Source organism: uncultured Sphingomonas sp., from assembly GCF_964243315.1.
In the GTDB taxonomy this organism is placed as follows: Bacteria; Pseudomonadota; Alphaproteobacteria; order Sphingomonadales; family Sphingomonadaceae; genus Sphingomonas.
Genome location: NZ_CAXTEM010000005.1, coordinates 30,338 through 53,532, shown reverse-complemented (window position 1 = coordinate 53,532; position 23,195 = coordinate 30,338). Strand labels below are relative to the sequence as shown.

The window sequence follows — 23,195 nt, the reverse complement described above, 5'->3', positions numbered from 1 at the left end:
GCCCCCTACCTGCCGCGCACATGGCTGCCCCTATTCTGTCTTTCGAAGGCCTTGGCTTGATCCAGGGTTCCGGCTGGTTGTTCCGCGAACTCGACATTCATGTCGGCGCGCGGGATCGGCTCGCGCTGATCGGTCGCAACGGCGCAGGCAAGACCACGTTGCTGAAGCTGCTCGGTGCGCGCATCGACGCCGACGAGGGGCGCCGCACGATCGTCCCCGGCACCCGCGTCGTCCTACTCGAACAGGAACCCGACCTCCGCGGCGTCGCGACCCTCAACGACTATGTCATGGGCGGCGACGACGCGCCGCTGGCGCACGAGGCGGAGGCGATCGCCGGTCAGCTCGGCATCGATCTGTCGCGTGAGGCCGCCTCCGCCTCGGGCGGCGAGCGCCGGCGCGCCGCGATCGTCCGCGCGTTGGCGCAGGATCCGGACGTGCTGCTGCTCGACGAGCCGACCAACCATCTCGATATCGCCGCGATCGAATGGCTTGAGGATTGGCTCAAGCGCTTCCGCGGCGCCTTCGTCGTGATCAGCCACGACCGCACCTTCCTCACCCGCCTGACCAAGCAGACCTTGTGGCTTGATCGCGGTGCGATCCGACGCGCCGAGATCGGTTTCGGCGGTTTCGAAGCCTGGACCGAACAGGTCTATGCCGAGGAAGCACGCGCCGCCGAACGCCTCGACGCGCGCCTGAAGATCGAGGAACATTGGCTGCTGCGCGGCGTCACCGGTCGCCGCCGCCGCAATCAGGGGCGCCTGTCCAAGCTGAAGGAGATGCGCGCCGAACGCGCTGCGATGATGGGGCCGCAGGGTGCCGCCAACCTGACGACCGGCACCGACGACGCGCGCTCCAAGATCGTGATCGACGCTAAGCACGTCAGCAAATCCTATGGCGACCGCACGATCATCGGCGATCTTACCCTGCGCGTCGCTCGCGGCGACCGGATCGGCATCATCGGCCGCAACGGCGCGGGCAAGTCGACCCTGCTCAAGCTGCTGACCGGCGAACTGGAACCCGACACCGGCAGCATCCGGCTCGCCAAGACGCTCGACGCGGTGGTGATCGACCAGCAGCGCAGCCTGATGGCGCCCGAAAAGACCGTCCGCGAGGTCGTCGCTGATGGCGGCGACTGGATCGAGGTGCTCGGGGTCAAGAAGCACATCCACGGTTATCTGAAGGAGTTCTTGTTCGACCCGAACATGGTTGAGGCGAAGGTCGCGTCGCTGTCGGGTGGCGAACGCTCGCGGCTGTTGCTGGCGCGGGAGTTCGCACGCGCGTCGAACCTGCTGGTGCTCGACGAACCGACCAACGATCTCGATTTGGAGACGCTCGACCTGCTTCAGGACGTGATCGGCGATTATGACGGCACGGTATTGATCGTCAGCCACGATCGCGATTTCCTCGATCGCACCGTCACGATCACGCTCGGGCTCGACGGCAGCGGCACGGTCGACGTGGTCGCCGGCGGCTACGAGGAGTGGGAACGGCAGCGCAAGCCGCGCACCGACACGAAGCGCACCGCCGCCAAGCCCACCGCCGCGCCCGTGACACCGCCCGCCGCGAAGGCCAAGCTCACCTACAAGGACCAGCGCGACTACGATCTGCTACCCAAGCGGATCGAGGAACTCGACGCCACCATCGCGCGCCACGAAGCGGCAATGGCCGATCCCGCCCTCTACACGCGGGATCCCACCGCCTTCGCCCGCCACGGCACCGCGATCGACACCGCCCGGGCACAGAAGGAAGAGGCGGAGATGCGCTGGCTGGAACTTGCCGAACAGGTCGAAGCGCTGGGCTGAGTCGGCCTTTCTCTCTCCGTCATCCCCGCGCAGGCGGGGATCCATACTGGCTAGCCTCAGAGATTGGCCGCGAGGTTCGCCAGTATGGATTCCCGCCTTCGCGGGAAAGACGAATTGGGAAGCCCCTCCTACCGCGCCGCCACCGCGTTCTGATCCACCGGCACCACCGGCAACCACACCCGGCTCGCCGCGCTGCCGCCATGTTCCACGGTCACCGTCGCCTTCCGGTAATCGCTCTTCTTCGCGAGGAAGATGTTCGGCACATAGACCTGCGGGTTGCGGTCGTAGAGCGGGAACAGGCTCGACTGGACCTGAATCATGATCCGGTGCCCCGGCTTGAACACATGGTTCACCGTCGGCAGCCGGAATTTATACTCCTGCACCTTGCCCGCCGGGATCGCCGACGGCTTGCTGAAGCTGGTCCGATATCGCCCGCGGAAGATATCGAGGCTGATCGGTAGCTCGTACCCACCCATCTTCGCGTCGGTCGCGTTCTCGGCCGGCAGCACGTCGATGATCTTGACGACGAAATCGCCATCCGTCCCCGTCGTTCGCGCGAACAGATCAGCGATCGGCGCCCCCGACACGCGAACCGGCGCGGTCAGCACCGGCGTCTGATAGGTCAGTACGTCGCCACGCCCGTCGACATGGCGCTGATCGCTCACCAGCCAGTCGCCCCAGCGACCGTCGTTGAAGTTCACCGGGCGCGGCAGATGCGGCACCGGCTTGGCGGGATCGGACACGTAGCTGACGCTGCCCGACGCCGTCTTGTCGAACCCCAGCGCCCCATCGTTGCCGAGATACAGCGGCGTCAGCGGCGCCGCGCAACCCTTCTCGCAAGCCAGCGGCCAGGTGGTCAGCTTGTCCCAGTGGTTCTCGCCGGTGTTGTAGATCGCGGCCGCGGGCAGGTTCGCGGGCGCACCGTCCTTAAGATACTGGTTGAACAGCGGCATCACCATCTGTTCGCGAAATTGCGCTGCGGTGTCGCCGTTCCACTGGAACGCGCCGAGGCTACGACCCTCGCGATTGACCTGGCTGTGCCGCCACGGCCCCATCACGAGGAAGTTGTTGCCCATTTTCCCCTTGGCTTTCAGCGCCTCCCACGCGGTGATCGCGCCGTACATGTCCTCCTGATCCCATAGCCCCTGCTCCCACAGGGTCGGGATGTTCGACGGATTCGCGGCGAGCAGCTTATCGAGCGCCTGCCCTTCCCAGAACTCGTCATAGGCAGGATGCGAGACCATCCGCTGCCAATAGGGCAGCTGGTCGTAGCCCGACTTCTGCGCCCAGGCGCCCGCCGATCCGATCTCGCGGAAATTATCGTAATCGTCATAGCCGCCGGTGGGCGGCGCCTCGCCCGCGCCCTTGTAGCCGGTCTGGCTGCCGAGCCAGGCAATGTTGGCGAGGCGGAACGCGCCATAGTGGAACCAGTCGTCGCCCATCCAGCCGTCGATCATCGGGCTTTCGGGCACCGCGACCTTCAACGCCGGGTGCGGGTTGAGCAGCGCCATGACCACCGTGAAGCCTTCGTAGGACGACCCGATCATGCCGACTCGGCCGTTCGATTCTGGCAGGTTCGTCTTGTTCACCAGCCAGTCGATCGTGTCATAGGCATCGGTGACGTGGTCGACCTTGGTCTTGTTCAGCGGCCCGATAACCGGGCGGGTGACGACATAATCCCCCTCCGAACCATACTTCCCGCGGACGTCCTGATAGACCCGAATGTAGCCCGCCTTCACGAAGACCTCGTCCGCGAGCGGCAGCGTCGCCAGCATGCTCGGACTGTCGCTGCGATTGGCACGGCCTTTGGCGTTGTACGGCGTGCGGGTCAGCACGATCGGCGCGTTCACCGCGCCCTTCGGCACCACGATCACGGTGTAGAGCTTGGTCCCGTCGCGCATCGGCACCATGATCACGCGCTTGTCGTAATCGGCGTTACCGGCAGGCGGCACGAACTTGGCGGGAACATCGCCGCCAACGGGAGCGACCTGCTGCGCCGCGACCGGAGACAGTATCAACGAGGCAGCGGCAGCGAGCAGGATCGGCTTGATCATGGAGGAAACTTCCCAAAGGTCGACGTTGCCGCATCGTGGCGCGCACATCGGCCGCTGGCAACACTGGTTAAGCAACCCTGCCCTATTCGCATGCGTCTTGAACCATCGCGCACCCGGGCCGTATGGCGTCGGTCAGCCCGACAGGGCTCCCGCGTCCAGGAAAGCCTCGCTCGATGAGTAACGATCCCGCCAAGCCGATGCCGAACCCGGCACAGAACGTCGCCGTGGCCCCGGCCGTCACCCTGGTAATCTTCGGCGCGATGGGCGATCTCACCCGGCGCCTGCTCGTCCCCGCGCTCGTCAACATGACGCGGCTCGGCCTCAGCGGCGACGACCTGCAGATCGTCGGCGTCGGCATCGATCCCGGCGACGACGAGACCCTGCGCGCCAGCGTCGCATCGCTGCTGAAGGACACCGACGCCGACCCCGCCTGGACGCGCCTCAAGCCCCGCATCCGCTACCTCCAGGGCGATTTCACCCAGAACGCGGTCTACGAAACGCTATCCGCGCAACTCGTCGGCAACGTCGCCTATTATCTCGCGGTGCCCGCGCGCTTCTTTGGCGACATCGTCGACGAGCTCGCCCAGCACGGGCTGCTCGCCGAGAAGCCCGGCGCCTTCCGCCGCGTTGCCATCGAGAAACCGTTCGGTCACGATCTCGCCTCCGCGCGCGCGCTCAATGCGCGCATCCTCGGCCATGTCGGCGAGCAACAGATCTACCGCCTCGATCATTTCCTCGGCAAGGAAACCGTCCAGAACATCATGACCGCGCGGTTCGCGAACATGATGATCGAGACGCTGTGGACCAGCAACAGCATCGACCATGTCCAGATCACCGCGGCGGAGGCGGTCGACGTCGGCACCCGCGGCAGCTTCTACGACGCCACCGGCGCGCTGCGCGACATGATCCCGAACCACCTGTTCCAGCTGCTCGCGATGGTCGCGATGGAGCCGCCCGCCAGCTTCGATGCCGAGGCGATCCGCAACGAAAAGGCCAAGGTGCTCGGCGCGGTCCGGGCCTACACGCCCACCGCCGCACGCGAGAACGGCGTGCGCGGCGCCTATACCGCGGGCCGGGTGGGCGACCGCGACGTCGCCGGCTATCGCGACACCGCCGACGTCGCACCCGAAAGCCGTACCGAGACCTTCGTCGCGCTGCGGCTGATGGTGGACACCTGGCGCTGGGCGGGAGTGCCCTTCTATCTGCGCACCGGCAAGGCGATGGCGGTGCGCGATACCGAGATCGTGGTGACCTTCAAACCGGTGCCGTTCGCGCAGTTTGACAAGACCGCCGCCGAACGCCTGCCGCCCAATCGCCTCGTCATCCAGCTCCAGCCCGGCGAGGGGTTGAGCATGGAGATCCTGATCAAGCGTCCGGGGCTCGGGGTGGACACAGTGCCGGTGACGCTCGACTTCAACTATGCCGATCGCTTTGATGTCGGCCATCTTACCGGCTATGAGTCGCTGCTCTACGACATGTTCATCGGCGACCAGACGCTGTTCCAGCGCGCTGATGCGATCGAGGCGGGCTGGGCGGCGATGCAGCCGTTCCTCGATCTATGGGCGAGTGACGGCGCACCCGAACCTTATGCAGCGGGGAGCATGGGACCGGCAGGGGCCGACGCCCTGCTCGAACGCCACGGCCACCAATGGCACGCCTTGGCGGCCGCCGTTCCCCGGCGCGTCACCCCGTGATCGGGTCGCTCGGCGCATCCTTCACGCGTCGCGCATACAGCCCGACGATCGCGAAACAGACCAGCGGCGCCAGCATCGCGATCCGCAGGCCGCCCCCTGCATGCGAGACGAACCCCATCAGCGGCGGGAAGATCGCTCCGCCGATGATCGCCATCACGATTAGCGACGATCCCAGCGTCGCGGCGGGTCCGAGATCCTTCACGCCCAGCGCGAAGATCGTCGGGAACATGATCGACATGAAGAAGCCGGTGAGCATCAGCGCGCCGATCGCGATGTCGCCGGGTGCGACTATCGCGACCGCGCACAGCGCGACGTTCGCCACCGCATAGCCGCCGAGCAGCACGGTCGATCGCACCCGCTGCATCAGCGCGGCGCCGACGAAGCGGCCGGCCATGAACAGCACCAGGCTCGCGGACAGCAGATAGGCGGCGGTACGCTCCGGGGTTTCCGGTCGGATGTCCTTCACGAAATCGACGAAGAAGCTCCAGATGCCGACTTGCGCGCCGACGTAGAAGAACTGTGCCGCCACCGCTCCGCGCAACGCCGGGACGCGCAGCAGCGCACCGATACCGCCCGGCGCGCGCACGTCCGATTGACCGCCCACCACCTTCGGCAGTCGCGTTACCGCGATCGCCGCGCCGATCGCGATCACCACCGCGGCGAGCACGAGGTACGGCGTCTGCACCATACGCGCCTCGCCTAGCCTATAGGCGTCGAGCGCCGCCGGCGTCATCGCGGTCAGCGCCGCGCTCGAATGTTCGACGCCCGAAAAAATGAAGGTGCCGCCGATGATCGGCGCCAGGAACCCGCCGAAGCCGTTGAACGCCTGTGCCAGGTTCAGCCGCTGCGACGCGCGCGCACGATCGCCGAACGCGACGATGTAGGGGTTGGCGGCGGTCTCCAGGAATGCAGCACCCGATGCGATCACGAACAGCGCCGCAAGGAACGCACCGTAGTCGCGCAGCTCGGCCGCCGGGTAGAACAGCAGCGCCCCCGCCGCATACAGCGACAAGCCCGTCAGGATCCCCGCCTTGTAGCCGAACCGCCGCATCAGCAGCCCCGCCGGCAGCGCGATCAGAAAATAGCCGAGATAAAAGACGAACTGGATGATACCCGCCTGCGCGCGGTCCAGATCGAGCGCCTTCTGGAATTGCCGGATCAGGATGTCATTAAAGTTGTTCGCGATCGCCCAGAGGAAGAAGAGGCTGACGACGAGCATGAAGCCGATGCGGAACCCGGGGGTGATGAACGCGCCGCCCACTTCACCGGCGACATTGGCGTCGGCATCCGCATCGACCTGCGGCAACATCGTCGCGCTCGGCATGTTCATGTCCTCCCCAGCCCGTCCGGGCATGCGCCGGCTTGATCACGCCGGCTGCTGTCCGAAGCTAGGGCAGACTTTCACCTGTGGCAACGTGATTGCTGCACCGGCTGATCAGCCCTTGGCGGTGCTCCGCTTCGCGCGCTTCGGTGGCTCGACCACTGCGGGTGTCGCATCGGGTGCGGCATGCCCGCGCCAGCCGAGCCGGGTCGAGATCGTCTGCGCCGCCGCCGCCAGCTGCTCGCGCGCTGCCTCCATGTCGACCGGTTGAGAGCCGTCGATCCGCTCCAGGAAAGGGATCGTCAGCGCCGCGATCAGGTATCCGTCCAGCCCAAGCACCGGATAGCTCATGTCGGTAACGCCATAGGTGATCGGGCTCGGCTGGCGATCATAGCCGCGCTCGGCGACCAGCGCGATCCGCTCCTTCAGCTCCCGGATCGAGCTCCCCTTCACCGCGCTGAGTTCGTCGAGCATTTCGGCGGTGCGCGCCGGGGCGGAGAAGGCGAGGATGACATGGCCCGAGCAGCTCTGCGCCAGGTCGATCGTCACGCCGATCTGCACGCTGAAACCGCTCGCGCCGGAGCCCTTTTCGCGCGCGATCACCAGCCCGCTGGCGCGGTTGCGTACCACCAGATGGCAGGACTGCCCGATGTCGCGCGCCAGTGCCTGCATCACCGGCACCGCCGCCTTGGTCAGGTGCCGCGCGGGCGTCGCGCGATAGGCGAGATCGAGCAGCTTGTAGGCGACCACCAGCCGATCGGTGTCGGGATTCTTGATCAGATAGCCGCGACGCTCCATCACCACGACGATCCGGAACAACTCGCTGAGCGACCGTTGCAGCCGCGCGGCGATTTCGGTCAGGGTCAGACCGTCGGGTGCCTGCGCGAGCAATTCGATGACGTCGAACGCCTTGTCCAGCGCCGGGGCGGCATAGACGTTCTTGGGCTTCCCCGCGGTCGGCCCCGCCTCCTGGCCGGCATCGTCGCTGTTGTCGCTGTGGCTGGTCATGACCGATCCGTAAGTCGCGTTGGTTCGCTTGACAATGGATGGTTACGCTACGGCCCGCGCGCCTTCGCCATGTCGATCGTCAGAACCGCGCGATCGCCTTCAGCACCTGATCATGCTCGACGATCAACGCGGGCACCCGCTCGGGTGCGTCCTCGGCCGCGAAACTATGGGTGAGGAGCGCGTCGGTCGGGATCGATCCGTCGGCGATGCGCGCGATCACCAGCTCGAAATCGGCATGCGTCGCGTTGCGGCTGCCGAGCAGGCTCGTCTCGCGCTTGTGAAATTCGGGATCGGGAAAGACCAGATCCTCGCGCACCACGCTGACCAGCACGTAACGGCCACCATGCGCGACATAGCCGAGGCCCTGACGCATCGCCGTGATGTTGCCGGTCGCATCGAACACGCAGTCATAGAATTCGCCCCCGGTAGCTTTCGCGAGCGTCGTGTCGATCCCGGCGGCCACTGGAACGACGTTAGCGATCCCCACCTTGTCGCGGGCATGCGCCAGCCGCGTCGCGCTGGTGTCGATCAGCGTCACCGTCCCCCCGGCGAACTGCGCGAACAAAGCCACCCCGACGCCGATCGGCCCGGCCCCGATCACCAGCACCGCATCACCCGCGGTCACCCCGCCACGGCCGACCGCATGCGTACCGACCGCCAGGAACTCGATCATCGCCGCCTGGTCCAGCGACAGGTTTCCGACCGCGATCACCGCGGCTTCGGGCACGCTCAGATATTCGCACATGCCGCCGTCGCGGTGCACGCCGAGCACCTCGATCGTCATGCAGCAATTCTCGCGTCCCTTGCGGCAAGCGATGCACGTGCCGCAGGACAGGTACGGGTTGATCGTGACCACCTGCCCAGGCGCGAACCGTGACCCGTCATCGACGTCGATCACCTCGCCGGCAAGCTCGTGTCCGATCACCCGCGGGTAGCTGAGGAACGGCTGGCGCCCGGCATAGATGTGATAATCGGTTCCGCACATCCCGATCCGGCGGATCCGCACCAGCACCTCGCCCGGCGCCCGGCGCGGCATTGGCCGCTCCTGTACCGCGAGCAGGAATGGGCTGTCGCAAACCACCGTCTTCATCAGCCCTCCCCCCAATTTCATGCACAGATCACACGTCGTTGCGTGGATGAAACTAACCTGCCTTATATGCAAGTCTATTCTGATCACACGCGACCAACCGATCCGAAACGGTTCGTTTCAGATCGATACGGTTTGATCTAAGTGTCCGTAGCGTCCGGCTGCGTCGATGCAGTGGATCGTCGCCAGAACCGCTAAGCCGGCGGCGCGCCTATCCCGCCAATCCGTGCCGCACCAGCATCGCCGCCGGATCCGGATCGCGCCCCCGGAATGCGCGGAAGCTCTCCGCCGCCGGCCGCACCGCGCCCTGCGCCAGCACCGTGTCGCGGAACAGGTCGCCGGTGGCGCGGTCGACCAGCCCTGCCTCGGCGAAGCGCTGGAAGCCGTCGGCGGCAAGCACCTCCGCCCACAGATAGCTGTAATAGCCCGCTGCGTAGCCGCCCGCGAAGATGTGGCTGAACGCGTGGGGGAAGCGGTGCCATTCGGGCGGTCGGATCACCGCCACCTCGTCGCGCACCGCCTCGATCACCTCGATCGGGTCGCCGCCCATCGTGCCGAGGTGGAGCAGCAGGTCGAACAGCGCGAACTCGACCTGGCGGACGATGAACATGCCCGATTGGAAGCGCCGCGCCGCCAGCATCTTGTCGTACAGATCGCCCGGCAGCGCCTCGCCGGTCCGGTAATGCCCGGACATGCCTGTCAGCACCTCGCGGTCCCACGCGAAATCCTCCATCAACTGGCTCGGCAGCTCGATCGCGTCCCACTCGAACCCGCTGGTGCCCGCGATGCTCGGCCGGTCCACGCGGGTGAACAGATGGTGCAGGCAATGCCCGGTCTCGTGCAGCAGCGTCGTCACGTCGTTGTGGCTGAGCAGCGACGGCGTGTCCGCCCCGACCGGCGCGAAGTTGCACACCAGATAAGCGACTGGCACCGCCACCGCGTCGCCGTCCGCCAGCCGCGGCCGCGCCGGCGCCATCCATGCGCCGCCGCGCTTGCCGTCACGCGCGTGCAGATCGAGGTACAGCCCCGCGATGACGCTGCCCGCCTCGTCGATCACGTCGAAGAACCGCGCATCGGAGTGCCAGCGCGGCGCGTCGTCGCGCGCCACCAGGCGGATCCCGAACAAGCGTTCCAGCAGCGCCTGCCACCCGGTCATCACCCGATCGACCGGGAAGTAGGCGCGCACCGCCTGTTCGTCGACCGCATACCGATCCATCCGCAGCCGGTTGGCAACGAAACCGACATCCCAAGGCTGGAGATCGTCGATCCCCATCGTCGCCGCGAACGCCCGCAGATCTGCCAGGTCGCTCTCCGCCGCCGGCCGCGCCCGCGCCGCGAGATCGCGCAGGAACGACATCACCTCGCCCGCATCGGGCGCCATCTTGGTCGACAGCGACCAGCTGACCGGATCGGGATAGCCGAGCAACTGCGCGACCTCGCGCCGCAGCGCGAGGATATCCGCAATGCGGGCACTATTGTCGAACTGCCCGGCATGCGGACCGCGATCCGATGCGCGGGTGCCAAACGCCTCGTACGCCCGCGCGCGCAACCCGCGATCCTCGGCGAAGGTCAGGACCGCGCCGACGCTCGGCTGTTGCAGCGTCACCACCCAGCCATCGAGGCCCCGTGCCTGCGCCGCTGCCGCGAACATCGCACGATCGGCGTCGGCGATCCCGGCGAGCAGCGCCTCGTCGGTGACGTGCTCGGTCCATGCCTCGGTGGCGTCGAGCACCGCGCTGCCGAACGCGGTCGCCAGCGCCGAAAGTTCGACCGAGATCTCGCTGAACCGCGCCCGCGCCTCGGGTTCGAGCGCCACGCCCGCCTGCACGAAATCGCGGATCGCGTGTTCCACTGCGACCCGGTCGGCGAGCGGCAGCGTCGCGAAGTCGGGCGCCGCGGTCAGCGCCACGAATACCTCGTAGAGATCACGGTTCTGCGCGACCGCCATCGCGTTCTCGACCAGCCGGTTCTGCCCCTCGGCATGCGCGGCGCGCAGCTCGGGCGTATCGGCGACCGCATGGAGGTGCGACACCGCCGACCAGAGCGCGTCGAGAGCGGTATCGGCGCGCTCGAACGGCAGCCAGGCGTCGGCGAAGCCGATCGGGCGCCGCGCCACGAGATCGGCGACGACCGCGCGGTGCTTGGCCAGCGCGGCGTCCAGTGCGGGAAGGATGGCGTCGGCGGTGAGATCGGCGAAGCGCGGCAGGGCACGGGGATCGAGCAGCAGGGTCAATGCAAACGGCCTATCGTGGATGTGATCACACCCAGATAGGCATCAATTCCCCGTCGCGACACCCCGCTCGGTGCCGGATGCTCAGACCTTCAGCCGCAGCGCCCCGAGGAAGTCGCGCTTGCCGAGCGGCAATCCCTGCGCGCGCAGGATCGCGTACGCAGTGGTCGCATGAAAGTAGAAATTGGGCTGCGAGAACGACAGCAGGAAATTCGGGCCGGTGAATGGGATCTTCGTCTCCCCGAACACGAACGCGGTGTCGCTCTCGGCCATTGCGTCGACCGCGTCACGGTCCAGCCCCTCCAAATGAGCGATGGCGTTACGCAACACCGCATGCAGCCCGTCGAAGTCGGTCGGCGGGACCGAGCGGTCGGGTGAGAACGATCCCGCGCGGACCCCCTCCAGGCCACCGGCCGAATGCGCGGCGCAGGACTTCACCTGATAGGCGAACGGCAGCATGTCGGGGGCCAGTCGCGCGTCGATCAGCTCGGACGCGGGCTTGCCGTGCTCCGCACAGAACGCCTCCGCCTTGGTGACGAGCGCGTCGACCGCGCCAAGTATCTGCAGGTTGGACGGTATCACGGCATCGTATAGCGAAAACGGCATCATCCTGCTCCCCATGGCTTGCGCGGCTTATGCGACCGCAGCGCCGCCGGGTCCACGCCGAACATCGCGCATCGTCTGCGACTTAAGCCGAGTTGCCGATCACGGCGCGCCGAACCCTGCCCCAAGGCCGCTCAACGTCCGCACCAGATCGCCCTGCCGGTTGATCCCGGTCTTGGCGAACACCGATGCCAACTGCCGCCGCGCGGTAGCCGTGGTGACGCCGTGCCGCCGCGCCGCATCGGAGATCGTCAACCCTTCGAGCAACGATCGGGTGAGCCGCGCCTCGGCGGGGGTCAGATCGAACATCAACCGCAACAGATCGGCGCCGGGAATGCTGACGTTGCCGGCGCTGGCGAGTACGATCAGCACCCCGTCGCTGCCGAAGTAATCGCGCGCACCGCGGATGAGCGGGATCATGTGCGCCGCGGCGGGATAGCCGCGCCATTGCAGGTCCAGCGGGATCGATCGGCCGCCCGGTAGAACGCCGGTCGATCGCACCTCCTCCACCGCTGCCTGCAGTCGCTGGTCCCTGAACCGCATCGCGCGGGTGATCGGCGCGATCGTGGCGCCGCTCGCGAAGGCGTGCTCGAATTCGGCGTTGCACGCATGGTGCCGCCCGTCGCGCGTGATCACCGCCGCCGCCACGCCGGCGAGCGACAGCGCGTCGAGGACCGCGTCATCCATCCGCGCCCGGACCGCCGCTGCGATCGTCAGCGCCCGCCCGAGGTGCGGCCGCAACCGATCGAGGAACGGCACCGCCGCCCGCGCCCGGTCATGTGTCTGGCAGCCTTCCACTGTCAGGATGCATGCATCGTCCGGCAGGCCCTGGAACAGCGAGCCCGCGCCGCCGACCATGCCATGCGGCTCGAGGAAGTCGGATTGCACGGGCATCTGGCGAAGCGCGTCTGCATCCACATAGTCGGTTTCGACGCAAAAGCCCGGATGATGATCCGCGATCAGGCGATCCGCGCGGCCGCCGGTGAGGTGCCACCCCTCCGCGAAGAACGCGTCGACTACCTCGGCGATGCCGGGTGACGCGGTCCAGCGCATGCGATCGGGCGACGCGGTCATGATCATCGCGCCCCGCGCGCCGCATTGCTGCGCGATGCCGTCGAGCACGGCAGGCCAGCGGCCGACGTCGATCGCAGCCCCGTAGATCGCGTCGACGTGATCGTCGAACGCGATCGCATCCGATGTCGCGGTCTTGCTCGCCACCGGCAGCCTCCCCCTGTTGCGATGGATGCTATTCCCCGGTGCAGATGGTTATCTGTCGCCTCAAATCGTGTCGCATACATAAGATGGTGGATGCGGATCGTTTGCAGCGATGCTCTTTATGCGCTGCGACCCAAGCCCTTCAGTGGGTAACTGGTGCCCGGCCCTTGGTGCCGGGCATCATTTTTTCGGCTTCGCTCGCCCGTCGCCGCTTACCTTTCCCGGCACCATGATGAGCGTGCGCCCCTCGACTCGCCACGATTCGAGCTGGGTCAGGAAGTTCATGCCGAGGATGTCGACCTCGCCCAGTGCGGGGGTCACGACCACCGGCAGGTCGCGCGCCTCGATGTCGCCGAGCCGCAGCAGCCGGATCCGCCCGGTCTCCGCGCGCACCGTGCCGTTCGCGGTTCGCATCATCACCGGGACCAGGCTTTGCCCGAGATCGATCGATGCACGCTGTGCGGTGCGCGAGGACAAGGCGGTGATCGTCGCCCCGCTGTCCACCAGCATCCGTCGCTCCACGCCGTCGATCGTCGCGCGTGCCCAGAAATGGCCATCGGGCGACATCCGGATGCGCACCTCGGTCCCGGCGACGCTCTGGCTATCGAGCCCGAGCCGTTCGGTGAGCTTGGCGATGCGCGGGTCGAACGGGGCCTGTTGAAACAGCATGAACAGGCAAGCGGCAAGGATCGCGAGCGAGAACAACGCCCTTAGCAAGCGACCGATAAAGGGTATCCGGAACACCAGCGTCAGCACGATCGCCGCGCCGACGGCATAGAGGGCAACGTGCTGCCACTGCGGAAGCGTCGCGATCGACACGGACGCGCCGGATGGCTTACCGGCCGCCGGTCGCGCCGGCGACGATGCGGTCGATCGGCACGTCGTGGAGCTGCCGGAACCGCGCCTCAATTAGGCTGAACAGCCCAAACGCGAACAGGCCGATCGCGATGATGATGTCGACCGGGCTGGTCAGCCACGACAGCGCCGCCGCGGTGCCGCCCGCCTCGCTGGCACGCTCCTCGAGCCCGGCGCGCAGGATGAAGACGCTGCTGATCAGAAACACCACGCCTCGCGCTGCGTAACCCGCCCGCCCGCTCCACCGCGCCCACGCCTGGCTCGCGATCTGCGGCTCGAGATACCGTAGGAAGCTGCCCTTTGCAGCCTTGACCAGCTGGACCACGCCGACCGCGAGCAGGATCAGGCCGGCGGCGATCAGGATCGCCTGGCCGCCCGGCAGCGCCAGGGCCGCCTGCGCGCCATCTTGCGTACCGTCGCTTGCGGAGGCAGTGCCCCGCATCAGCTGGATCGCCTGCCACGCGAGCAGCAGATGGACGACGCCGCTGATCCCGGCGCCCGCCCGCTCCAGCGCGCCCTTGCGGTCGGTCCCATGATGCTCGATGTCGAACGCCGCATCCGCGAGCCGCCATAAGCCATAGGCGATCAGGCCCGCCGCCATGATGCCGAGCAGGATCTGCCCACCGCCCTGACCGAGATACCGCAACGCGCCGCTGGTATCCTCGGATCGGCCGGTCCGGATCACCAGCAACGCGATGACGATGTACAACAGACCCCGTGTCGCGAAGCCGATGCGTGTCAGAAGCGTCAGTCGCGTACTTGCCGTCATGGTCGATCTCCCTGCACGCCGCCAACGTCCCTGCACGCGGCTCGTTCCGGCCGCGGAACAGGCGATCAGGTGGTCGGCCTGTGCGGGTGCCGCGCTAGGTCATTCGCGAAGCGCGCCGTCACGAATTCCGATCAACGGACCCAGCAGATAGTTGAGCACGGTCTGCCGGCCCGCTTTGATCGCCACGTCGGCGGTCATCCCCGCGATCACCGGCCTGTCGCGGCCGAAGCCTGCCGCCTCCGCTTTCAATCGGACGCGATAATAGCTTTCGCCCTTGGGATCCTGGATCACGTCGGGGGAGATCTCGATCACCTTGCCCTCGAGCCCGCCATAGACCGCAGCATCATAGGCCGAGATCTTGATCGACGCCGGCAGCCCCGGCCAGACGTTCCCGCGATCGCGCGGAGCGACGCGCGCCTCGACGATAACGGTCTGGTCTACCGGTACGATCTCCGCGACCGGCTCGCCCGCGCGGATCACGCCACCGACCGTCTGGAAATAGAGCTTGTTGACGACGCCATCCATCGGCGCGCGAACCTCTTCGCGCGATCGCTTGTCGGCATAGGCGGTAAGGTTCTCGTTGGCCTTGGATAGCTCCAGCCGAAGCTTGGCGGCGTGTTCCTTGGTCTCCTCCATCGTCCGGGTATAGACCTCGCGCTGGCGCGCCGCCGCCTCGCCGAGTTCCGCCTGGCTGCCGGGAATGGAGTTCTGGACATCGTCGATCTTGGTCTGGAGCGACAGCAAGGACGCGCGCTTGTCGGTGACCTCGCGCTCGGAGATCGCCTCTTCGGCATAGGCCTTTTCGAGCTTGGCGAGCTGGCCCATCATCAGCCGTTGCTCGCTGCGCAGGTTGAGCAGGCGCGCGGCCGACGCGGCGATGTCAGCGCGCCGGGCGCGGCCCTGCTCGGCCATGATGCTCGACGATTGCCCCATCTGTGCGCGACGCGAATGAAACAACACCTCCTCGGACGCCGCGATCGCTGGCGCGATTGCCGCCAGCTCGGCGGGCGCGTGGAAATCCGCGGCGCCCGCGATCTCCGCATCGGCACGGGCGAGCGCGATCTTCTTGGCGACGACGTCGGTGCGCGCGTTCCGCGCATCCGCCGACGTGAACTCGTTGCTCAACTGGAGCAGCACCTGACCCTTGCGGACCCGCTGCCCCTCCTCGACCAGCAATCGCTTGACGATGCCGCCCTCCAGATGCTGCACGACCTGATTTTGCACCGACGGCACTACCCTGCCCGGCCCGCGCGTCACCTTGTCGACCGAAAAGAGCGCAGCCCACACCAGGAAGATGGCGAGGATCGTGCCGGTCACGACCAGGATGTTGGTAGGACGCTCGGTGCGGATCCGGGCGCTCCAGGGTGCAAGGCCGCCGAGCGGCATGCTGGCGACCGGCGCGCGACCGCCCATGGCGGTGGCGACCTCGTGACGGCCGACGCCTTCGAACAGGCTTGCTCCGCCACACAGGCAGATCAGTCGGTCGCGAAATCCAGCGAAGCTCATCGTCGGCACCCTTCCAGAGACCATCGTCTCGTTGCGGGACGCCGTTTACCCTTCCTTATCCTTAAGAATGTTTAAGCGGTCGCACGAAACAGCGATGGCGGCGGCGAAGATGACATCAGGTGACCAGTCGGATCGAGGGCCCAGCCTGGCGGCACGCGTCGCCGCACGCGTCCGATCGCGACCGCCCGCCTACGACCCCGCAAACGATGGGGCCGCGATCACGTCGTTGCCGATCGTCGACGGACTGGTGCTGCTGGCTGCGGCCTGCGGGCGTGACTCCTCCGCCACGATGCTGACCGCGGCATTGCCCGCGCATGGCGGCATCATGGATCCGCGCCATGCGCCGCTCGCGCTCGCCCGCGTCGGGCTAGACGCCAGCTGGCAGCCGCGCCGTGCCGCGACGATCGTCGCCGCGGACCTGCCACTGCTCGGCGCCACCCGCGACGGTGGCTGCGTGCTGATCGACGCCATCCGCGCGGACGGCCAGCTCCGCGTGCGCGACGCCCGCGGGTTGTTCTTCGGCGAGGCGGCACAGCTCGACGCGCTGCTGGCGGGCGAACTGCTGCTGTGCGGCCATGCCGATCCGATCGAAGATGATGGCGACGACGAAACGCAGGCGCGCTCACTCTCCGAACGCAATCCGCGGCTGTGGCTGGTGGGCAGCTTCTTGGGTGAGCGGCGGATGCTCGCACAGTTGGTGGTCGCCGCGGTGCTGCTCAACGTCTGCGCGCTCGCGATCCCGCTCTACATGCGCGCAATCTATGACCGGGTCGTGCCCAACCTGGCGCTTGAATCGCTCTGGGCCCTGTCGGTCGGCATCACCATCGTTTTAATCTTCGAGTTTGTCTTCAAGACCGTGCGGTCGGCTTATGTCGAAGCGGTCGGGGTGCGCGTGGCGCAGGCGGTGCAGCATCGCGCGATGGCGGCCTTCCTGCATGCCCGCAACGCGAAATCGCATTCGGCGGGCGGGCTGATGACCGCGCTGCGCGACGTCGAGGGCCTGTCGCTGCTGGTGCCCCAGGCGGTCGTCGCGTTCTTCGTCGATCTACCCTTCTTCTTTCTGTTTCTCGTCCTGATCGGCCTCATAGGCGGCTGGACCGTTGCGGCGCCGGTACTCGGCGCGGGTGCGCTGCTGATCGTTGGGCTCGTCTGCAACTATGCGGTCAAGCTAGCCAGCAAGCGCACGTCGAAGCTAATGCAGGCGCGGCAGGATCTCGCGGTCGATCTCGCGGAGGGCCTGGAGACGATCAAGGCCAACCAGGCCGAAGGACGCTTTCTGTTTCGATGGGACAATGTCTCCGATCATCTCGCGATCGGCGGCAAGGCCACGCGCAAGTGGACCGAGCTGCCCGGCACCACCGCCGGGCTGGTCGTGCAGATGGTGACGGTGCTGGTCGTCGTCGTCGGCGTGTTCCAGATCAAATCCGGGATGATGACGACGGGCGCGCTGGTCGCGTGCACGATGCTCACCGGGCGCGCGATGGTGCCCGTGTCCAGCGCGATCACGATGATGTCAAAGGCCAACCAGAGCCTGTCGCAGTTCGCCGGCCTGGCCCGCATTCTCGCCTTACCGGCCGAGCGGCAGGTGTCCGATCCAGGCGTGCGGCGGACCGCAGTCGCGGGGCGGTTCGGTCTCGATTCCGTATCGGTGACGCATCCCGGCGCGGCGTCGCCCGGCCTTGCTAAGGTCTCGCTGACGATCGCTCCGGGCGAGAAGATCGCGCTGATCGGCAAGTCCGGATCGGGCAAGACGACGCTGCTCAATCTGCTCGCCGGGCTTGCGCAACCCAGCACCGGCCTGCTGACGATCGATGGTCATGCGATGGCGCAATATGCCGCTGCACAGCTGCGGCGCGGCATCGTCTACGCGGCGCAGGACGCCACGCTGTTCGACGACAGCATCTGGGAAAATATCTTGCTCGGCATGGACGAGCCCGACGAAGCTGTCGTCGAACTCGCGATCGCCGCATCGGGGCTCGACACCTTCGTCAGCCGGACGGTCGAGGGTTTCTGCCGCAAGGTCGGCCCCCGCGGCTCGCATCTGTCCGGCGGACAGCGCCAATCGGTGCTGCTGGCACGCGCGCTGATCCGCGATCCGCGAGTGCTACTGCTCGACGAGCCAACCGCGTCGATGGACATCGGCACCGAACAAGCGGTCATTCAGGGCCTGCGCGGCGCCACGCGCAATCGCACCCTGGTCGTCGCGACCCACCGTCTCGCGGTGCTCGACATCGTCGACCGGGTGATCTGGCTCGATGGCGGACGTATCATCGCGGATCGCCCACGCGACGAAGTCCTCGCGATGCTGCGCAATCCGAAGATGCGCGCGGCGGCGTGAGGCTTAAGCAGCACGCAAGGTCTTAGTTAGCGTCCTCTTAACCTCGACGGCTTACCAGTTTCAGCGAGGTGCCGCCCCTGGCCGGCGGCACGCGGAGGATCGAGATGGCGGGCGCATCGGCAGAAGGCGAAGTCAACCACTGGCCGGCGTTCGTCGACGTGCTGACGACGGTGATCATGGTCGTCACCTTCCTGCTCGTGATCATGAGCGCAGCGGTGATGGTGCTGTCGCAGCGCATGCTCGAACGCGCGAAGGCACAGTACGAGCAGCAGCATACCAAGGACGCTGACCCGGCCACGGCCCGCGACAAGCTGACCGCCAAGGGCAAGGCGCACGACACCAGCCGCATCGCCTCCCCGGCAGAGGCCGCCGACGGTTCGTCGATCGCGGAACTCGGTTCGGTGCTGAAGAGCGAGACCCCGATCGACGGCCAGGACCGTTTGACCGTACGAACCCGCGAAACCCCCGATACGCTGCGGCTCGCAGTAAAGGCGGACGAGCAGGCCGAGGACAGCAAGGGCGTTCGGGTGCAAGCGTCGGACGTGTTGCTGCGGGTCGACTTCGAACCGCTCGCCGTTCGCTTCGATAGCGACAGCGAGAAGAAGGTGAAGGACTTCCTCGCCAGCAGGACACTGCCCGGCGCCGTCTACGAGATCTGGTCGTCGGCGCCGCAGACCAGTTCGGTCTCCGAGGCCCAGCGCCTCGCCTTCTTCCGCGCCGCGCTGACCCGCAACCTGCTGATCCGTGCCGGCATCCCCGGCGCGGAGATCAAGACCCAGATCCGGGTGACCGATCCGACCTCCACCGACGGGCACAATGTGCGCGTCGTCGTGAAACCCTGACCGTCCGACGACCGAAAGATCGAGGCATGGAAAAGAAGATACGCTCCGAGTTGATGAGAATGACCGCCATCATGGTCGTCCTTCTCGGGCTCGGCATCTACGCGCACGAATTCGTCATCGCCGGCATCCAGGCCAAGGTGGCGCTGAACCTGTCCATCTTCGCGACCTTCGGGCTGGCCGCGTGGCTGGCGTTCAGCCACGTCTTCGCGCTGAAGAACGAGGTGCTCGCGCTCAACGCGTTGAAGGTCGATTACGGCACCCGGTCGCGCCGACCGCTCGATCCCTACAAGCAGCCAGCGATCATTTTTCAGGAACCCGAACTGCTCGGCCAGGGCTATCGGATGATCACCGAAGAACTCGGCAAGCAGGATTCGCTGCATCTGTCGAACGCGACGGTGCAGGTGCTGCTCCACGACGTCGATCAGCGCATCGGCGATCGCAAATCGACGATCATGTACTTCTCCGGGCTGATGGTTTTTCTCGGGCTTCTTGGCGCGTTCATGGGCCTGATGAAGACCGTCCATTCGGTGGGCGACCTGATCGGCAGCATGGACGTGTCCGGCGCCGGCGGCACCGACAGCTTCGGTCAGCTGATCGAGGGCATGAAAGGCCCGCTGAACGGCATGTCCGTGGGCTTCAGCTCATCGCTCTTCGGGCTGATGACGTCGATGGTCCTGGGCGCGCTCGAGCGCTTCATGACCAGCGCGATGAAGGCGCTGCGCAACGAATTCGAGCATTGGCTCTCGAACATCGCGGAGCTCGAGGGTGGCGCGGAACAGGCGACCGGCGATCGTGCCGAGCTCGCTGCGGTGACTGCGGCGCTCCAGGCCGGCAGCCGCCAGCTCGCCGAGTTGCATGACGCGCTGAAGACCGGATCGACCAGCCATGTCGAGACCAACCGCACGGTCAGCGCGATGGCGGCGCAGATCGAGGCGCTGGCCGGGCATGTCGGCCAACTCGCCGATCCCCGGCCGATGCTCCGCCCGGTGGCTGAGAGCGTCGCCGAACTCGCACGCAACCAGACTGAGATACTCGGCCAGGTGCAGACGCTGTTCCGGATGGCCGAGCATGACCGCGCAGCGATGCGCGCGCTGCTCGACGGGGTGAACACCCACGCGCATCGCCACCCCCCGCTAGACGGCGCGACGCTGCATGCGCAGATCGATCGGCTGATCGGGCTGCAACAGGAGGTCGCCGAACGCGAACCGGTGGCGATCGCAACTGCACCCATCGAGGCGGTGGCCCGCCCGAGCTTGTGGCAACGCCTGCGAGGACGACCGCGCGCGCAGACGGAAAGCCGGGCGCTGATGCCGCTGGTCCGCACCATCGCGGCGCAGCAGGAACGCCTGTCGCACGACGTCCGCGCGACCTTCGACAGCGCGGTGTCGTGGTTGGCGTCGCAGCGCCAGACTGATCGGGCGACGCTGGAGAAGCTGACCGAGGATCAGGGCGTCATCGACGATCGCCTGTCGCGGCTGGTCGCAAGATCGGAAGGCGCCGTCGACAAGCATGGCGCGCGTGCCGAACTGGAGGCGCTCAGCCGCGCGCTGGACGCCGCGATCGACACGGATGGGTCGGCACCGACGACCGCCACACCTCGCAACACCGCCGGCCGCGCCGCATAGCAGATCGGGAAGAACCCCATGAACCTCCTGCCCACCTGGCTTCACCGCCGCCGCCCGGTCTTCTCGCGCACCACCGAACGGTACAGCGTGGCGATCGACGGATCGCTGATGATGATCGATCGGATCATCAACTTCCCCGGCCGCGTGATCGACTTGTCGACCGGTGGCGCGCTGTTCCGCCCGCGCTTGACCTACCTACTCTACCGCCGCGACGTGCCGGTCTGCCTGACGGTCGGCGGCCATGAGATGTTCGGACGTATAATGGGCACCAATTCACTCGGCTTCGGCCTGAGCTTCGACGAACCGCTCGAAGATGAAGAATTTCGTGCGATTTTGGCGCTGTCCGCAGTCCCGGTGGTCGGATCGGCACGCGCCGCGTAACCTAATATTTACCCTAACCGGGCATTAATCTTGCCGAACGGACGTGTTCCGAGGGGCAATTCAATGACTTCTTCGTTCTTGCAGCAGACCCGAGCTCGTAGGCTTTGCGTCTCGACCGCAAGCCTGCTGGCATCGCTGGGATCGGGCGGTATCGCAAGCGCTGCCGAGGCGCCTGCGGTCGTCGCGAAGGAGATGTCTCGACCCGCCGCGCCCTATGCGTCGACCGCCGCGCCGACCGCTGCCAAGGCATTGTTCGTGACGACGGCGACGATCCGCCGATCCGTCGGCGGCGAGATGCTGCTGCCCGATACCGACCTCACCACGATCGAGCGCGACCTGCCGCAGATCGCGACCTTTCGCCGCGGCGCCTTTGCCGCGTCGGCGCCGCGACCGATCTATGGCCCCCGCCCCGTCGCCAATTATACCCCTGTCGACAACGATCTGAACCGCCTCACCGCGTTCGTCCTGCCAGTCGCGGCGACCCGCGTCGTCGCCACGCTTCCCCAGGGAACGCCGCTTCCGACAGCGACGGAAACGCCGGTAGCGATCGATTCCGACGTTCGGACCGAGCCGCTCCGCGCGGCGATCGTCGAGGCGCTCCGCAGCAACCCCGAAATTCAGATCGCGCTCGCGCGCCAGGACGACGCCAAATACGGCGTCAACGAAGCCGTCGCGGGCTACCTGCCGCACATCGACGTCGCGGTGGCGATCGGCAACGAGTTCAGCGATCCCCAGCTCGGGTCGTCGACGATGCTCCGCCGCGGCGAGGGCCTTCTGTCGGTTCGACAGAACGTCTGGGACTTCGGCACCACGATCAACGACATCAAGCGCGCCCGCGCCGGCTATCGCAGCGCGCAATGGGGGACCCGGGAGAAGATCGAAGGCATCTCCTACGACATAACCGCGGCCTATTTGAGCGTGCTGGAGCGGCAGAAGCTGCTCGCACTCTCCGAACAGTCACTGGCAGCGCACCAGAAGATCCTGAAGATGGTGACCACGCAGAACGATCTCGGGCTCACCACCCCCGCCGACGTCAGCCGTGCCAAGGCCCGCGCCGAGAACGTCCAGGCTCAGATTCAGGACCGCAAGAGCGCGCTCGAACAGGCGCGCGAGGCGTTCCGGCGGCTCACCGATCACCTGCCCGGCGTCGCGACCGAGGTGCCCTCCGCCGCCGCCGCACTGCCGGCGAGCGCCGACGCCGCGGTCGCGATGATCGCCGACCATAGCCCGCGCATGGCGCAGGCGGTGCAGGATCGCCGCTCGATCGAACGCCAACGGGCCAGCCAGACGGGCACCTTCCTGCCAAAACTGGGACTGCTCGCGCAGGCGAACTGGCGCGATGACGTGCAGGGCCGCACCGGCAAGAACAGCGACGCACGGGTGATGTTCACCGTCACCTACGGCTTCCTCAACGGCGGTGCCGACGTCGCAGTCCGCAACCGCTTGTCGGCACGGCTGCGCGAGGCCGACTACGAGCTGGAGCGCCGTCGCCGCGAGGTCGAGCAGGATCTCCGCATCGACTTCAACGCGCTCGAGGCCGCACGCACCAAGACCGCCACGATCGAGTCCGAGATCGCCTCGTCCGAAAAGGTCGCGCAGCTCTATACCCAGCAGTTCCGCGAGGGCCGGCGCACCGTGTTCGACCTGCTCGACAGCCAGCAATCGCTGTTCGACGCGCGCGCCAACTTGGTGTCGAACGGCACCGCCAAGCAGCTCGCCGAATTCCGCGTGCTGCAAAAGCTCGGCGGCCTGTTCGACCTGCTCAGCGAAGGGCAGAAACTGCCGAAGCTCGCCGTCCCCGCCGCCGAACAGGCGAAGCGCGCGGACTGATCCCGGCGTTACGGCGCGAAGCACATGATACGCCT

Annotated in this window: 17 protein-coding genes; 7 read left to right on the top strand and 10 right to left on the bottom strand. The window is 66.9% G+C overall.

Features of this window, described 5'->3' with window-relative positions:
• Positions 1 to 20: 20 nt before the first annotated feature.
• The gene (locus ACFE77_RS02925) at positions 21 to 1,802 is read left to right on the top strand and encodes an ABC-F family ATP-binding cassette domain-containing protein (RefSeq protein ID WP_375420130.1); all 1,782 of its coding nucleotides are present in this window, start codon (positions 21 to 23) and stop codon (positions 1,800 to 1,802) included.
• A gap of 128 nt (positions 1,803 to 1,930) precedes the next feature.
• On the opposite strand, the gene ACFE77_RS02920 is transcribed toward ACFE77_RS02925, so the two are convergent.
• The gene (locus ACFE77_RS02920) at positions 1,931 to 3,856 is read right to left on the bottom strand and encodes a CocE/NonD family hydrolase (RefSeq protein ID WP_375420129.1); all 1,926 of its coding nucleotides are present in this window, start codon (positions 3,854 to 3,856) and stop codon (positions 1,931 to 1,933) included.
• A gap of 173 nt (positions 3,857 to 4,029) precedes the next feature.
• Here ACFE77_RS02920 and zwf point away from each other — a divergent pair, with 173 nt between their 5' ends.
• Positions 4,030 to 5,550 (top strand): glucose-6-phosphate dehydrogenase, encoded by a 1,521-nt coding sequence (zwf, locus tag ACFE77_RS02915; RefSeq protein WP_375420128.1) that lies wholly within the window; start codon positions 4,030 to 4,032, stop codon positions 5,548 to 5,550.
• Here zwf and fucP read toward each other — a convergent pair.
• The 9 genes from fucP to ACFE77_RS02870 form a co-directional block, all read right to left on the bottom strand.
• Positions 5,540 to 6,880 (bottom strand): L-fucose:H+ symporter permease, encoded by a 1,341-nt coding sequence (gene fucP / locus ACFE77_RS02910; protein WP_375420127.1) that lies wholly within the window; start codon positions 6,878 to 6,880, stop codon positions 5,540 to 5,542. The genes zwf and fucP overlap by 11 nt on opposite strands.
• Positions 6,881 to 6,985: 105 nt before the next feature.
• On the bottom strand, positions 6,986 to 7,879 hold the full coding sequence (locus ACFE77_RS02905; protein WP_375420126.1) for an IclR family transcriptional regulator: 894 nt from the start codon (positions 7,877 to 7,879) through the stop codon (positions 6,986 to 6,988).
• Between the two features lie 79 nt (positions 7,880 to 7,958).
• Positions 7,959 to 8,969, bottom strand: coding sequence for a zinc-binding alcohol dehydrogenase family protein (locus tag ACFE77_RS02900; RefSeq protein WP_375420125.1), 1,011 nt, complete (start codon positions 8,967 to 8,969; stop codon positions 7,959 to 7,961).
• A 208-nt stretch (positions 8,970 to 9,177) separates the two neighbouring features.
• The gene (locus ACFE77_RS02895) at positions 9,178 to 11,199 is read right to left on the bottom strand and encodes a M3 family metallopeptidase (protein ID WP_375420124.1); all 2,022 of its coding nucleotides are present in this window, start codon (positions 11,197 to 11,199) and stop codon (positions 9,178 to 9,180) included.
• 81 nt (positions 11,200 to 11,280) lie between these two features.
• Complete coding sequence (locus ACFE77_RS02890; RefSeq protein WP_375420123.1) at positions 11,281 to 11,802, bottom strand: DUF1993 family protein; 522 nt, start codon at positions 11,800 to 11,802, stop codon at positions 11,281 to 11,283.
• Positions 11,803 to 11,901: 99 nt separating this feature from the next.
• A complete protein-coding gene (locus tag ACFE77_RS02885) occupies positions 11,902 to 13,017 on the bottom strand; it encodes a helix-turn-helix transcriptional regulator (protein ID WP_375420122.1) in 1,116 nt (371 codons plus the stop codon).
• Positions 13,018 to 13,194: 177 nt separating this feature from the next.
• Positions 13,195 to 13,833 carry a TIGR02281 family clan AA aspartic protease gene (locus ACFE77_RS02880; protein ID WP_375420121.1) on the bottom strand — a complete coding sequence of 213 codons (639 nt, stop codon included), beginning with the start codon at positions 13,831 to 13,833 and terminating at the stop codon, positions 13,195 to 13,197.
• A gap of 16 nt (positions 13,834 to 13,849) precedes the next feature.
• Positions 13,850 to 14,638, bottom strand: coding sequence for a DUF1206 domain-containing protein (locus ACFE77_RS02875; RefSeq protein ID WP_375420120.1), 789 nt, complete (start codon positions 14,636 to 14,638; stop codon positions 13,850 to 13,852).
• Positions 14,639 to 14,737: 99 nt separating this feature from the next.
• Positions 14,738 to 16,144 (bottom strand): HlyD family type I secretion periplasmic adaptor subunit, encoded by a 1,407-nt coding sequence (locus tag ACFE77_RS02870; protein WP_375420119.1) that lies wholly within the window; start codon positions 16,142 to 16,144, stop codon positions 14,738 to 14,740.
• A gap of 94 nt (positions 16,145 to 16,238) precedes the next feature.
• Here ACFE77_RS02870 and ACFE77_RS02865 point away from each other — a divergent pair, with 94 nt between their 5' ends.
• The 5 genes from ACFE77_RS02865 (at position 16,239) to ACFE77_RS02845 (ending at position 23,160) form a co-directional block, all read left to right on the top strand.
• Positions 16,239 to 18,482: an ATP-binding cassette domain-containing protein gene (locus ACFE77_RS02865; RefSeq protein ID WP_375420118.1), complete on the top strand. Its 2,244-nt coding sequence runs from the start codon at positions 16,239 to 16,241 to the stop codon at positions 18,480 to 18,482.
• Between the two features lie 104 nt (positions 18,483 to 18,586).
• On the top strand, positions 18,587 to 19,324 hold the full coding sequence (locus ACFE77_RS02860; RefSeq protein ID WP_375420117.1) for a hypothetical protein: 738 nt from the start codon (positions 18,587 to 18,589) through the stop codon (positions 19,322 to 19,324).
• A gap of 26 nt (positions 19,325 to 19,350) precedes the next feature.
• The gene (locus ACFE77_RS02855) at positions 19,351 to 20,949 is read left to right on the top strand and encodes a hypothetical protein (RefSeq protein WP_375420116.1); all 1,599 of its coding nucleotides are present in this window, start codon (positions 19,351 to 19,353) and stop codon (positions 20,947 to 20,949) included.
• Between the two features lie 18 nt (positions 20,950 to 20,967).
• Positions 20,968 to 21,330 carry a PilZ domain-containing protein gene (locus ACFE77_RS02850; RefSeq protein WP_375420115.1) on the top strand — a complete coding sequence of 121 codons (363 nt, stop codon included), beginning with the start codon at positions 20,968 to 20,970 and terminating at the stop codon, positions 21,328 to 21,330.
• A gap of 63 nt (positions 21,331 to 21,393) precedes the next feature.
• On the top strand, positions 21,394 to 23,160 hold the full coding sequence (locus tag ACFE77_RS02845; RefSeq protein WP_375420114.1) for a TolC family protein: 1,767 nt from the start codon (positions 21,394 to 21,396) through the stop codon (positions 23,158 to 23,160).
• Positions 23,161 to 23,195 lie beyond the last annotated feature (35 nt).